This window comes from Aquincola tertiaricarbonis (assembly GCF_000969605.1).
Classification (GTDB): Bacteria; Pseudomonadota; Gammaproteobacteria; order Burkholderiales; family Burkholderiaceae_C; genus Aquincola; species Aquincola tertiaricarbonis.
The window spans coordinates 218,924-232,044 of record NZ_JZUE01000002.1 but is presented as its reverse complement, the minus strand read 5'-3'; the positions used below and the strand labels follow the sequence as shown (position 1 = coordinate 232,044).

Annotated in this window: 13 protein-coding genes; 8 read left to right on the top strand and 5 right to left on the bottom strand. The window is 68.6% G+C overall.

Annotated features, from left to right (window positions below; genetic code table 11):
* Positions 1–17: 17 nt before the first annotated feature.
* From VO99_RS03330 to VO99_RS03315, 4 genes are all read left to right on the top strand, one after another.
* Entirely contained in the window at positions 18–1,259 is a 1,242-nt protein-coding gene (locus VO99_RS03330) for a tetracycline resistance MFS efflux pump (protein ID WP_046111378.1), read from the top strand.
* 13 nt (positions 1,260–1,272) lie between these two features.
* Entirely contained in the window at positions 1,273–2,871 is a 1,599-nt protein-coding gene (gene guaA / locus VO99_RS03325) for a glutamine-hydrolyzing GMP synthase (protein WP_046111377.1), read from the top strand.
* A 168-nt stretch (positions 2,872–3,039) separates the two neighbouring features.
* Positions 3,040–3,555 (top strand): GNAT family N-acetyltransferase, encoded by a 516-nt coding sequence (locus VO99_RS03320; protein ID WP_232315251.1) that lies wholly within the window; start codon positions 3,040–3,042, stop codon positions 3,553–3,555.
* A 125-nt stretch (positions 3,556–3,680) separates the two neighbouring features.
* Complete coding sequence (locus tag VO99_RS03315) at positions 3,681–4,472, top strand: SDR family NAD(P)-dependent oxidoreductase (RefSeq protein WP_046111376.1); 792 nt, start codon at positions 3,681–3,683, stop codon at positions 4,470–4,472.
* Positions 4,473–4,631: 159 nt separating this feature from the next.
* Here VO99_RS03315 and VO99_RS03310 read toward each other — a convergent pair whose 3' ends face one another.
* Together VO99_RS03310 and VO99_RS03305 are read right to left on the bottom strand one after the other, a co-directional pair.
* Complete coding sequence (locus VO99_RS03310; RefSeq protein ID WP_083440328.1) at positions 4,632–5,246, bottom strand: GNAT family N-acetyltransferase; 615 nt, start codon at positions 5,244–5,246, stop codon at positions 4,632–4,634.
* Positions 5,243–5,548: a hypothetical protein gene (locus tag VO99_RS03305; RefSeq protein WP_157039418.1), complete on the bottom strand. Its 306-nt coding sequence runs from the start codon at positions 5,546–5,548 to the stop codon at positions 5,243–5,245. Before VO99_RS03305 ends, VO99_RS03310 begins: the two co-directional genes overlap by 4 nt.
* Before the next feature lie 39 nt (positions 5,549–5,587).
* Between VO99_RS03305 and VO99_RS03300 the strand changes: the two genes are divergently transcribed.
* Both VO99_RS03300 and VO99_RS03295 read left to right on the top strand, forming a co-directional pair.
* Positions 5,588–6,574 (top strand): LysR substrate-binding domain-containing protein, encoded by a 987-nt coding sequence (locus tag VO99_RS03300; RefSeq protein ID WP_157039417.1) that lies wholly within the window; start codon positions 5,588–5,590, stop codon positions 6,572–6,574.
* A 268-nt stretch (positions 6,575–6,842) separates the two neighbouring features.
* Positions 6,843–7,145, top strand: coding sequence for a putative quinol monooxygenase (locus tag VO99_RS03295; RefSeq protein WP_046111372.1), 303 nt, complete (start codon positions 6,843–6,845; stop codon positions 7,143–7,145).
* Between the two features lie 140 nt (positions 7,146–7,285).
* Here VO99_RS03295 and VO99_RS03290 read toward each other — a convergent pair whose 3' ends face one another.
* The 3 genes from VO99_RS03290 to VO99_RS03280 form a co-directional block, all read right to left on the bottom strand.
* Positions 7,286–10,000, bottom strand: a complete 2,715-nt coding sequence (locus VO99_RS03290; protein ID WP_046111371.1) for an ATP-dependent Clp protease ATP-binding subunit — start codon at positions 9,998–10,000, stop codon at positions 7,286–7,288.
* A 190-nt stretch (positions 10,001–10,190) separates the two neighbouring features.
* Positions 10,191–10,715, bottom strand: a complete 525-nt coding sequence (locus VO99_RS03285; protein ID WP_046111370.1) for a DUF1269 domain-containing protein — start codon at positions 10,713–10,715, stop codon at positions 10,191–10,193.
* Between the two features lie 11 nt (positions 10,716–10,726).
* Complete coding sequence (locus VO99_RS03280) at positions 10,727–11,398, bottom strand: BON domain-containing protein (protein WP_046111369.1); 672 nt, start codon at positions 11,396–11,398, stop codon at positions 10,727–10,729.
* Positions 11,399–11,564: 166 nt separating this feature from the next.
* Here VO99_RS03280 and VO99_RS03275 point away from each other — a divergent pair, with 166 nt between their 5' ends.
* Both VO99_RS03275 and VO99_RS03270 read left to right on the top strand, forming a co-directional pair.
* Entirely contained in the window at positions 11,565–12,710 is a 1,146-nt protein-coding gene (locus VO99_RS03275) for an LLM class oxidoreductase (protein ID WP_310733642.1), read from the top strand.
* A gap of 26 nt (positions 12,711–12,736) precedes the next feature.
* Positions 12,737–13,036, top strand: a complete 300-nt coding sequence (locus VO99_RS03270) for an NAD(P)/FAD-dependent oxidoreductase (protein WP_046111367.1) — start codon at positions 12,737–12,739, stop codon at positions 13,034–13,036.
* Positions 13,037–13,121 lie beyond the last annotated feature (85 nt).

Below are 13,121 nucleotides of genomic sequence, written 5' to 3'. Positions count from 1 at the left end.
CCCGGCGGGGGGCCGCCATGCCTTTCATCTTGATCACCGTGCTGATCGACATGGTGTCGATCGGCCTGATCATCCCGGTGTTGGCGCCGCTGGTGGGCAGCTTCACCGGCAGCCAGGCCGACCAGGCCTTCTGGTTCGGTGCCGTGTCCTTTGCCTTCGGCATCGCCAACTTCTTCGGCGCGCCGGTGCTGGGCGCGCTGTCCGACCGCTACGGCCGGCGGCCGGTGCTGCTGCTGGGCTTCACCGGCCTGGCGCTCAGCTTCTTCGTCACCGGCCTGGCCAATGCGCTCTGGATGCTGATCGCCGTGCGGCTGGTCAGCGGTGCGCTGCAGGCCAATGCCGCCGTGGCCAATGCCTATGTGGCCGACATCACCCCGCCCGAGGACCGCGCACGCCGCTTCGCGCTGCTGGGCGCGATGTTCGGCCTGGGCTTCGTGCTCGGGCCGGTGATGGGCGGGCTGCTCGGCAGCATCGACCTGCACCTGCCGTTCTACGTGGCCGGCAGCCTGGCACTGCTGAACCTGCTGTACGGCCTGTTCGTGCTGCCCGAATCGCTGCCGGCGGACAAGCGCAGCCCGTTCGAATGGCGCAAGGCCAACCCGGTGTCGGCGCTGCGCGGGCTCACGCGGCTGGAAGGCATCGGCCCGCTGGTGATTGCCATCGCCTTCGCCACGCTGGCGCAGCTGATGCTGCATTCCACCTGGGTGCTGTACACCGCCTTCAAGTTCGGCTGGGGGCCGCGCGAGAACGGCTGGTCGCTGTTCGCCATCGGCGTGATGATGTTCATCGTGCAGGGCGGGCTGATGCGTGCGCTGCTCAAGCGCTTCGCGGCCGAGCGGCTGGCACTGCTGGGGCTGCTGTCGGCCGGGCTGTGTTACCTGGGCTGGGCGCTGGCCACCGAGGGCTGGGTGATGTACGTGTTCATCATCGTCAACGTGCTGGGCTATGCGGTCACGGCGGCGCTGCAGAGCATCGTGTCCAACGCCGCGAGCGCCGACATGCAGGGCAGGGCCATGGGTGCGCTGGCCGGCATCAGCAGCATCATGGCCGTGGCCGCGCCGGTGATCGGCGCCGCGCTGCTGGGCTTCGTGTCGCACCTGGCGCCGGGCGACTGGCGCATCGGCGCACCCTTCTTCTTCTGCGCCGCGCTGCAGGCCATCGCCACGCTGCTGGCCTGGCGGCATTTCCGGCGCCCCGATTTCCGTTCCTCCGCATCTGCCACCGCGGGCCCGCCCGCGGCCGCCGACGTACATCCCTGACTGGCATCCGACCATGCACGACAAGATCCTCATCCTCGACTTCGGCTCCCAGGTCACGCAGCTCATCGCCCGGCGCATCCGCGAGGCGCATGTGTATTGCGAGATCCACCCGAACGACGTCAGCGATGCCTTCATCCGCGAGTTCGCGCCCAAGGGCATCATCCTGTCCGGCAGCCATGCCAGCACCTATGAGGAGCATGAGTTGCGCGCGCCGCAGGCCGTGTGGGACCTGGGCGTGCCGGTGCTGGGCATCTGCTACGGCATGTTCACGATGGCGGTGCAGCAGGGCGGCCAGGTGGAAGCCAGCGACCACCGCGAGTTCGGCTATGCCGAGGTGCGCGCCCATGGCCACACGAAGCTGCTCGACGGCCTGCAGGACTTCGCCACGGCCGAGGGCCACGGCATGCTCAAGGTGTGGATGAGCCACGGCGACAAGGTCACCGCGCTGCCGCCGGGCTTCAAGCTGATGGCCAGCACGCCCAGCTGCCCGATCGCCGGCATGGCCGACGAGGCGCGCGGCTACTACGCGGTGCAGTTCCATCCGGAGGTGACCCACACGGTGCAGGGCAAGGCGCTGCTCGAGCGCTTCGTGCTGAACATTGCCAAGGCCCAGCCGGACTGGGTGATGAAGGACCACATCGCCGAAGCCGTGGCGTCGATCCGCGCGCAGGTGGGCGACGAGGAAGTGATCCTGGGCCTGTCCGGCGGCGTCGACAGCAGCGTGGCCGCGGCGTTGATCCACCGTGCCATCGGCGACCAGCTGACCTGCGTGTTCGTCGACCACGGCCTGCTGCGGCTGAACGAAGGCGACATGGTGATGGACATGTTCGTCGGCCAGCTGCATGCCAAGGTCATCCGCGTGGATGCGAGCGAGCTGTTCCTGGGCAAGCTGGCCGGCGTGAGCGACCCCGAGGCCAAGCGCAAGATCATCGGCAGCGAGTTCGTCACCGTGTTCAAGCAGGAGGCGGCCAAGCTGGTGGGCGCAGGCGCCAAGGGGGCCAAGTGGCTGGCACAGGGCACCATCTACCCCGACGTGATCGAGTCGGGCGGCGCCAAGACCAAGAAGGCCGTGACCATCAAGAGCCACCACAACGTGGGCGGCCTGCCCGAGCAGCTGGGCCTGAAGCTGCTGGAGCCGCTGCGCGACCTGTTCAAGGACGAGGTGCGCGAGCTGGGCGTGGCCCTGGGCCTGCCGCCCGAGATGGTGTACCGCCATCCGTTCCCCGGCCCCGGCCTGGGCGTGCGCATCCTGGGCGAGGTGAAGAAGGAATACGCCGACCTGCTGCGCCGGGCCGACGCCATCTTCATCGAGGAGCTGCGCAACTGGAAGGACGAGGCCACCGGCAAGAGCTGGTACGACCTGACCAGCCAGGCCTTCACCGTGTTCCTGCCGGTCAAGAGCGTGGGCGTGATGGGCGACGGCCGCACCTACGACTACGTGGTGGCGTTGCGCGCAGTGCAGACCAGCGACTTCATGACCGCCGACTGGGCCGAGCTGCCCTACGGCCTGCTGAAGAAGGTGTCGGGCCGCATCATCAACGAGGTGCGCGGCATCAACCGGGTGACCTACGACGTGAGCAGCAAGCCGCCGGCGACGATCGAGTGGGAATGAGCCAAGATCGTCCCACGGTGTTCCCGAGGAGCCGGTCGTGGTGACGGTCAGGTACCTCGCTGCCACTGCACGTTGAGCGGCCGGCGCAGGACGCTCACGATCGGACGGCATGAGCCCACTCAGCATCACGTTCCGCGCGCGCAGTCGCCTATGCTTTCCTTGACATCCGTGCTGCCGTCCGTCAACGGTGAAACGACCCTTCGGCGTCTCGACCCCTCGGATCTGCGCGCCTTCCATGCCTACCGCAGCGATGGCGAACTCGCCAGATTCCAGGGTTGGGCGCCCATGGACGAGGACCAAGCTCGGCGATTCCTGAGCGACATGAGTGCGGCCAGCTGCTTGATGCCTGGTCAGTGGACGCAGTTGGCGGTGGCTCAGTCGAGCACCGACGTGCTTCTCGGTGACCTTGGCTTGCACCTGTCCGACGACGCACGGACGGTCGAACTTGGCATCACGCTGTCGCAGGCGGCCCAGGGCAGGGGACATGCGCTTCGAGCCCTGCAGTCCTGCACCACGCTCTTGCGGAGCCTGGATCATCGGCTCACTGTTCGCGCAGGCACTGACACCCGCAACCAGCCATGCCGGCGCTTGCTTCTGAGTGCCGGTTTCAGTCTTGCCGGCACGCGCTTCGAACAGTACAAGGGCGAGTGGTGTGAAGAACTGACCTACGTGTTCCACCTGTAGGCGGCGCTCCTGCGCCACGGCCCCACTGCCTGTCTCCTCCGTCATTGCGTGGCATGGCCACAGTGGCGCATGGCTGATGAGATCGGCACTAAGCTGCAGCCGACAGATCGAGGAGGAATCGCGACATGGACCTGCAACTGACTGACAAGGTGGCCCTGGTGACAGGCAGCACGGCGGGTATCGGCTTTGCGATCGCGCACACGCTGGCGCGGGAGGGCGCGACCGTGATCGTCAACGGCCGGACGCAGGCTGCGGTGGATGAGGCGGTCAACCGCATCCGCACGGAGACCGAGGGAACGGTCGACGGCTTTGCAGGGGACCTCAGCCGCGCCGAGGCAGCCGAGGAACTCGTGCGACGCCACGCGGGCATCGACATCCTCGTCAACAACCTCGGCATCTTTGAAGCCAAGCCGTTCGAGGACATTCCCGATGATGACTGGCGGCGCTTCTTCGATGTCAACGTGCTGAGCGGGGTGCGCCTGGCGCGCCTCGTGCTCCCCGCGATGAAGCGGGCCAACTGGGGGCGCATCATCTTCATCTCCAGCGAGAGCGCGGTGCAGATTCCGACGGAGATGATTCACTACGGGATGACGAAGACCGCGCAACTTGCGGTGTCGCGCGGGCTGGCGGAATCCGTGGCGGGCACAGGCATCACCGTCAACAGCGTGCTTCCGGGACCGACACGATCGCGTGGCGTCGGTGACTTCGTCGACGGCATGGCACGGTCCAGCGAGAAGAGCCCCCAGCAGGTCGAGGCGGAGTTTTTCGAGCATGTGCGCCCCACCTCGCTCATCCAGCGTTTCGCCACGCCGCAGGAGGTTGCCTCGCTCGTGGCCTATGTGGCCAGCCCACTGGCTTCCGCCACGACGGGCGCGGCCCTGCGCGTGGACGGGGGTGTCGTCAAGAGCGCCTTCTGACAGCGACGCGGTCACCACCGTTGGGTGCTCGCGCACAAGATCGCGCGGACCTGTCCAGGCGCAGCACCGGCGTGCGCTCCTCGGTGGCCACCGCCAGCAGGCCGCACCGAGCACGTTCACGCGCTGATGGCCTGCCCGGGCACGGCCGATGCCTGGCGTCTACCGGGTGATGGTTGCGCGGATCTCCGCCGCATGACCGCGGGGTTCGTCTCCCAGTGCCCGCAACAGTGCCAGGATGGGCTCGTTGCCGGCCATGACGTAGCCGCGCAGCACCAGCAGTCCGTTGGCACGGGCGTGCATGGCCAGGCGGGTCAGCAGCGTGTGGCCGAGGCCCATGTGCTGCCAGTCGTCGGCAACGGCGACACCCACCTCGGCCTCGTCGCTTCGGAGATCTGCGCTGACCGCGTAGCGCGCTTCGGCGCACAGCTCAGGCAGTCCGTCCGGGCCGTCGGCCAGCGCCACCAGCGCCACGTGCCGTGAGGCGACCTGTGTCGACAAGGTGCGTGCCATCGCGTCCGACAGGCCGTTCACCACGCCGTGGAAGCGCAGCAGCCGTGAGCGCGGCGAGAGTTCCGCGACGAAGCGCTGCAGCAACGCAGCATCGCGATGGTGTGCCGGGCGCAGCAGCACGCTTCGGCCATCGCGCAGCAGCACGCGCTCGCGGTAGCGGCTCCGCTGCCAGGAGTCGCCGCAGCCGCCAGTCGGTTGGACACAGTCCATCGCAGGCCAGCTGATCAAGCGCTGACGGCGCGCAGGCAAGGACATCGCGTTCATGGCTGCACCTTGCGGTGGACGATGCCCAGCCAGCGCCGCAGCCTGCGCAGCGCCGTGGCGGCGTCGTGCTCGGGCAAGGGCAGCAGCCGCAGCGCCGCCTCACCGCCAAAGGTTCCGATCGTCAGCCCACCGTGGCACTGGAAGTCCCGCTCGCTGCCGGCGTCCACCTCCATGTCCGCTGGCACGCCGTCCTGCGTCACCCACAGCGTGCCCTGGTCGGCAAGCACGCGCACGGGCTGCGCCGCCACATGAAGACAATCGCCGCGGCCAAGGCGATGGCTGGTCATCGGGGCGCTGTTCATGGCATTCTCCGTTCGCATGGGAGCATGGGCTCCGGTTGAGTGCCATGGTCCATCGACTGGTCGTGCCGCTCAAACGATCTTTTGGAAGTGCTTGCATTCCTCCAACGCATGGCAAACCAACGCCTGCCTTCGCTGGATCGCCTGAAGGTCTTCGACGCTGCAGCACGCCAGCGCTCCTTCACGCGGGCGGCCGGGGAGTTGTTTCTCACGCAGTCGGCGGTGAGCCGGCAGATTGCGGCGCTGGAGGCCGAGCTGGGACTGGCGCTCTTCGTGCGCCGACACCGCGCACTCGACCTGACCGACGACGGCCGCCGCCTTGCCGCGGCGGTGGCCCAGGCGCTGGGCGTGCTGGAGACCACGGTGGCTCAATTGCGCCAGCCGCACGGCCGTGAGGTGCTGACGATCACCACCACGCCGGGGTTGGCATCGCTCTGGTTGATCCCGCGCCTGGCCAGCTTCACGCAAGCGCATCCGGGCGTCGACGTGCGCATCGACGCCTCGCACGACGTGCGTTCGATGGAGCGCGACGGCTACGACCTTGCCATTCGCTATGGGCGCAGCGGCGCCCTGGCCGGCACACCGCTGTTCGACGAGGTGCTGGTCCCGATGTGCGCGCCGGCGCTGCTCAAGCGCACGGGGGCGCCGTTGAAGTCCCCCGCCGACCTGCGGCACCACACATTGCTGCAGATCGGCAGTGCTTCTGCCGGGCACGGCATCCCTTCGGAATGGGCCAGCTGGCTGACAGCGGTGAATGCCGCCCACCTGGAGCCCGCCGCACTGCTGACGTTCAACACCTACGACACCGCCATCGCCGCCGCCGTGGCCGGCCAAGGCGTGGTGTTGGGCCGGCGGCCGATCACCGACCGGCTGCTGCGAAGCAAGGCCCTGGTCGCGCCGTTCGAAGGCCAGTGGTCGATGGAACACGGCTACTCGCTCGTGATGTCCGCGGCGGCACGGCGGCGGCCGGCGGCCCTGGCGCTGCACGACTGGCTGCTGCAACAGGCGCGTGCGAAAGAAGCCAGGTAGGGCCTGAGTGGCGCCTGCCTGCATGGCGGGACAGGCGGCTCGGGAACTGACCCGATGGTGCGACAAGGCCTGCATCGCCAACGTGCATGCGTGCCGGGCCGGTGGGGCAGCCGTGCGTCGCCAGCGGGGGTGGGCTGAACGCATGGCGGCTGCAGGCGCAAGGACTCGACAGCGCGCCGCCGGAATAGGGAAGACGCGTTCGCCCTGGGCAGCTATGGTTTCTCCCTGCAGCATCGGCGCTTGCATCACCGCCATCGAAAGGATAACCATGGTCAACGTTGCCCTGTTCGTGCGCATGGAGGCCAAGCCTGGCAAGGAACAGGAGGTCGAAGACTTCCTGCGCGGCGGTTTGCCGATCGTGCAGCAAGAGCCCGCGACGATCGCCTGGTTCGGCCTGCGCATCGGGCCCTCCACCTTCGGCATCTTCGACGCCTTCCCGGACGATGCCGGCCGCCAGGCCCATTTGTCGGGCCAGGTGGCCGCGGCGCTGTTCGCGAAGGCGCCCGAGCTGTTTTCGCAAGCGCCGGTCATCGAAAAGATCGACGTGCTGGCGTCGAAATTGCCGCAGTGAAGGGGCGCGCATCCAACCAGCACGTGCTGCGACGCGGCCTCGATGCCGGCGAAGACCGACGCGAAGGTGGCCTCGCGCCGTGCGCGCCTTCATGACCGCCTGGAACCGTCATCATCGAACGCCGCAGCGGTCAGAAAGGCTCACGCCGCGGCCTTGTGTTCGACCTCCTGGACGATGCGCACTTCCTGAGTGGCAGGGTCGTAGGACAGCGTGGCATCGGCCCCCGGCTGCAGGTCGCCGTTGAGCAGCACGGTGGCCAGCCTGGATTCGACCTCGCTGCGCACCTTGCGCTTGAGCATGCGCGCGCCGAACTCGGGGTCGTAGCCGATCTCGGCCAGGTGATCGACCAGCGACTTGTCGAAGCTCAGGCGCAGGTCCTGCTGTTCCGCCGTCCGCGCCACCCGCTGCAGCTGCAGTTCCACGATGGAGCGGATCTGCTCGCGGCCCAGTGCATGGAACACCACCACCTCGTCGACCCGGTTCAGGAACTCGGGGCGGAAATGGTGGCGCAGCATCTCCATCAGGCGGTCGCGCAGTGCGGGATAGTCGAGCAGGTCGCGGTCCTTGGCCGTCAGGTTGCGCTGGATCACCTCGGAGCCGAGGTTGCTGGTGGCGATGATGACGGTGTTCGTGAAGTCGACCACGCGTCCCTTGCCGTCGGTCAGCCGGCCTTCGTCGAAGAGCTGCAGCAGGATGTTGTGCACCTCGCCGTGTGCCTTCTCGATCTCGTCGAGCAGCACCACGCAGTAGGGACGCCGGCGAACGCGTTCGGTGAGTTGCCCGCCTTCCTCGTAGCCCACGTACCCGGGCGGCGCGCCCACCAGCCGGGCCACCGTGTGGCGCTCCGCGTATTCGCTCATGTCGATGCGCACGAGCGCCTCCTCGCTGCCGAACACGGTGGCCGCCAGCGCCTTCGCGAGCTCGGTCTTGCCGACCCCGGTCGGCCCGAGGAACAGGAATGTTGCGGTCGGCTTGCCGGCTTCCTGCAGCCCGGCGCGGGCCAGGCGCACCGCCTGCGAGACCGCGTGCACGGCCTCCTCCTGGCCGACCACGCGCTCGCGCAGCCGGTCTTCCAGGTGCAGCAGCTTCTCGCGGTCCGCGGAGGTCAGCTCGGACACCGGGATGCCGCTGAGCGAGGCCACGATCTCGGCCACCTCCTGGGCGGTCACCACCTCGGAGCTGGTGCCACGCTGCTTCTTCCACTTCGTGGTCTCGTCGTCGAGCCGCTTCTGCTCGGTCTTGGCCCGACCCTCGAGCTCCTTGGCCTTGTCGTACTGGCGCGCCGCGCCGGCCGCGTCCTGCTCCTGGCGCAGGCGGCGGATGCCCTCTTCGATGTCATGCATGGCCTTCGGCCGCGAGCTGGCGCGGATGCGAACCCGCGCCGCAGCCTGGTCAACCAGGTCGATGGCCTTGTCCGGCATGAAGCGTTGGGTGATGTAGCGGTCGGCCAGCTTCGCCGCCGCCGAGATCGCCTCCTCGGTGATCTTCACCTTGTGGTGGGCCTCGAAGCGGTCTCGCAGGCCGCGCAGGATCTCAACGGTTTCGTCCACGCTGGGCTGGGGCACGTTCACGGGCTGGAAGCGGCGCTCCAGCGCAGCGTCCTTCTCGATGTGCTTCTGGTATTCGTTCAGCGTGGTGGCGCCGATCAGGTGCAGCTCCCCGCGCGCCAGCGCCGGCTTGAAGGTGTTGGCGATGTCGAGCCCCCCTTCGCCGCCGCCTTGCCCGGCGCCGACGATGGTGTGCAGCTCGTCGATGAAGAGGATCAGCTCGTCCTGGTTGGCGATGACCTCGTCGAGCATCTGCTTGACGCGTTCCTCGAACTCCCCGCGGTACTTGGAGCCCGCGACCATGCTGTTGATGTTCAGCTCCACCAGCCGCTTGCCGCGCAGCACCTCCGGCACCTGCTCGTTGACGATGCGCTGCGCCAGGCCCTCGACGATGGCCGTCTTGCCGACGCCGGGTTCGCCGATCAGGACCGGGTTGTTCTTCTTGCGTCGCGCCAGCACCTCGATCGTCGTCTCGATCTCCTTGGCGCGACCGATGACCGGGTCGAGCTTGCCCTGACGTGCGAGCTCGGTCAGGTCGCGCGCGTGCTTGTCGAGGTTGGGCGTGCCGATGCGCCTGGACACCTTGCCCTCTTCCGCGCCCTTGCCGACCACCTTCACCGTCTTCTGGCGCAGGGCCTCGCGCGTGAGCCCGAGCTTGCGCAGCGCGTCCCCCGCGAAGCCGTCCTCCTCCTCGACGAGGCCGATGAGCAGGTGCTCGGGCCCGACGTAGCTGTGGCCCAGCTCCCGCGAGGCGACCAGCGCGTTCTCGAGCGCGCTCTTTGCGCGCGGCGAGACGCCGATGCGCGGAGACTCGCCCTTGGCGGGCCGGTACTCGCCGCGCGGCGCGTTCTCGTCGATCTGCTGCTTCAAATCCGCGGCGTCCAGCTTGAAATCGCGCAGGATCTCCTGCACCACCTCGTGGCCGGCGAGTGCGTGCAGCAGGTGCTCGGTGTCCACCTCGTCGCGGCCGGACTCCACGGCCTTCTCGGCCGCGGCCTGCAGGCGGTCCAGCGCGGCCTGGTTCAGGAAGGACTGCAGGTCCACGGCTTCGCGCGAGCGCTGCCGGCGCTGCGGCAGGCGCCGCACCGTGCCGCCGGCCTGGTCGAACATGCCGGGCCGGTCGCTGCCAAGGAACTGCTTGAACAGGCCGCCGCCGAACAGCGACTCGAGTGGCGAGGCGGGCATGCGGTTTTGCCCCATCGCCTCTTGGTAGTGCTCGTCGCACAGCGCGATCTGTTCGGTGCGGCCGTTCTGCCGCATCGTGACCTGGGCGGTCGCCGGGCGGCCGCAGATTTCGCACTTGGCCATGTGAGGCTCCTTCTGTGGTGGGTCTCTTGGGTCCGCCCGCGGTCAGCCCTTGGCGACCGTGACGGGCACTTGCAGGCTCGCGCCGTCGCGCGTGTCCTTCACCTTCGGCAGTGCCGTCCTTGCAGCGAGCAGCGTGGACAGTGGCGCATGCGCAAGATCCATGGCCCGGCTCCTCGGTGCGCCGCCATCGTCAGGCCGGCGCGGCGGACAGGCCTTCGAGCGCCTGCCGCAGCTGCGCTTCCTCCTCGTTGGACAGGGAGGTCTTCAGCACCTTGCCGCCGAACGACTTCAACTCCGGCAGCACCTTGTCGAAGTTCATCCGCCGGGCGAGGATGAAGAGACCGGAGGTGCCCGGGGAGAACTCGGTGGCCATGCGCTTGATGAAGTCGTCATCGATGCTGTAGTCGGCCAGTGCGGCCGACAGCGCACCGGTGCCCGCGCCGACCGCCACCCCGGCCGCGAACCCGATCAGCGGATTGAGGAACAACACGCCCACCAGCACGCCGAACAGCCCGCCCCAGGCGGCGCCGCTGGCCGCGCCGATGCCGGCCAGGTTCACCGCCTGCTTCAGGTGCACCTTGCCGCCGTGGTCGCGCACGACGACCACGGCATCCTCGAGTTCGACGACATATTCCTTCTGCAGTGCCTGCAGCTTGTTGAGGGCCTGGTCGGCCGTGTCCTCGCTCTGGAAGCTCACCACGATCAGGTCGCTCATGGTGTGCTCCTTCAGGCGCCGATGGTGATGCGGTTGTCGACCGACACGACCCCGGGTGCCCGCCAGGCGGCGCGTTCGGCCTCCTGGCGCTCGGTCCAGGCTCGCACCGTGCCCTTCAGCGTGACCTTGCCGCCGTCGACCTCGACGCTGATGCGCCCGGCGTCGGTCTGCGCGCTGCGCACCAGCGCCTGCTCGACCTGCTTCCTGATCTCGTCGGGGTGTGCCTTGGGCTTGACGTCGATCAGGTTGCTGACGCCCTTCACGCCGGCCAGGCTGCGCACGGCACGCTCGGCCTCGTACTTCTTGTACTGCCAGTCGACCGTGCCCTTGAGCGTGATCCAGCCCTTGGAGACGGTCACATCGATCTTCTCCGGCACCAGCAGTGCATCCCATTGCAGGGCGCGCACCGCGGCCGCGGCGATCTCGGGGTCGGGCCGCTCGCCGCCCGTGCTCAGGCGGACCTCGATGTCGTTGGCGACCGCCTTGACACCACGCACCCGGTGTGCGGCCTCTTCGGCACCCCAGCGCTTGGTGTAGGAGTCGACCCAGCCGGTCAGCGTCACGACGCCGTCCTTCACGGCCACGCCGATCTCCGGCGCCTGCACGCGCGGCTCCCACTTCAGCTCGCTCAGCACCTCGGACTGGATCTCGGCATCCGAGCGCAGTGTGGTGGCGATGGTCATGATCGGTTCCTTCTCAGGGCCCGCTTGGATGAGGTCGCAGCCGACCGCGGCGGGCGAGGGCGGGCGATGCGTTGTCGTCGAGTGAAGACTAGGGCCGCGCGCCACCGCAGTCTTGCAAGGACCTGCGCTGCCATGCCACAGGCCTGCGGTATCGGAAGTCGGTGCCGTGTCGAGACCTGTCGCAGGCCTGGGGCAGCTTGAGCAGCAATCGGGAATACCGGCGCCGTTGCGCTGCCTACGCTGGACCCGATCCAACAGGAGAGCGTGCATGCTGAAAGTCAATCCGGTTGCACGCGTCGACGACGCGCCAGGCTTTCGTCGCATGTTCCGTGCAGGCCGCCTCACGGTCGGCATCTTCTTCCCCATCGAAACCTTCAAGGGCGACGAGCCCTCGATGCGCGACCAGGAGCGACTGGCGCAGCGCGCCGAGGCCCTTGGCTACGCCGCCCTGTGGGTGCGTGACGTGCCGCTGCGCGATCCGAGCTTCGGTGACCTCGGCCAGGTCCACGACCCGTGGGTCTACCTCGGCTGGATGGCGGCGCACACACGAACGATTGCGCTGGCCACCGGCTCCATCGTGCTGCCCTTGCGGCATCCGCTGCATGTGGCCAAGGCGGCGGCCTCGGTCGACCAGCTGTCGGGCGGCCGGCTGGTGCTCGGCGTGGCTTCCGGCGACCGGCCGGTGGAGTTTCCGGCCTTCGGCGTCGACATCGAGCAGCGTGCCGCCCTGTTCCGCGAGTACTTCGGCGTGATCCGCGACGTGCTGGAGCGCGAATACCCCAGCTTGGATTCGACGGCCGGTGTGCTCACCGGGCACGCCGACCTCGTGCCCAAGCCGCTCGGGCGCCTGCCGATGTTCGTCACCGGCAACAGCGGGCAGCCGCTGCCGTGGATCGCTGCGCATGCCGATGGCTGGGTCACCTATCCCCGCGGCATCGAGCTGCAGGCCGCGGCGGCGGCGCGCTGGCGCGGTGACGTCCAGGCCGCCAGCCCGGGCGCCTTCAAGCCCTTCGTGCAATCGCTGTACGTCGACCTTGCCGACGATCCGGACCTGCCGCCCAAGCCCATCCACCTCGGCTTCCGGGCGGGGTGGCACTTCCTGCTGCGCTTCCTCGACGCGCTGCGCGTCGTCGGCGTCAACCACGTCATCCTCAACGTCAAGTACGGCACACGGCCAGCGTCCGAGGTGCTCGAGGAGATCGGCACCGAGGTGCTGCCGCTGCTGTCCGACGTGCAGGGCGACGAGCCCGCCGCCGCCGAGCTGGAGCCGGACGATGTCGAAGTCGACGACGCGCTCGTGCCGCCGCGTTGAGCGCCTGAGGCGGCACGGAGCGCCGCGTGCCGACGCGCTGGCTGTTCGTCTGCACCGGCGGCGATCCGCAGACCCAGTGCGCCGGCGCCATCGGCATGGCGCGCGACGAAGCCAGCTACCTGCTGACCGGCCGCGACCTGCTGTGCGACGGCGCGCGGCCGCCGCACTGGCCGCTGGACCGCGAGCCCTACTTCCTCGAGACCAACATCCCTGGCGTGTTCGCCGCCGGCGACGTCCGCCACGGCGCGGTGCGCCGCTGTGCATCCGCAGTGGGCGAGGGCGCCATGGCGGTGGCCTTCGTGCATCGGGTGCTGGACATGTGTTGACAAACCCTGATGCGAAAGGCGCGGGCACTGGAGTCTTTCGCGGCGGGGTGTTCGGTCCTGGCCGGCTGCGGGCCAGGACATCCGG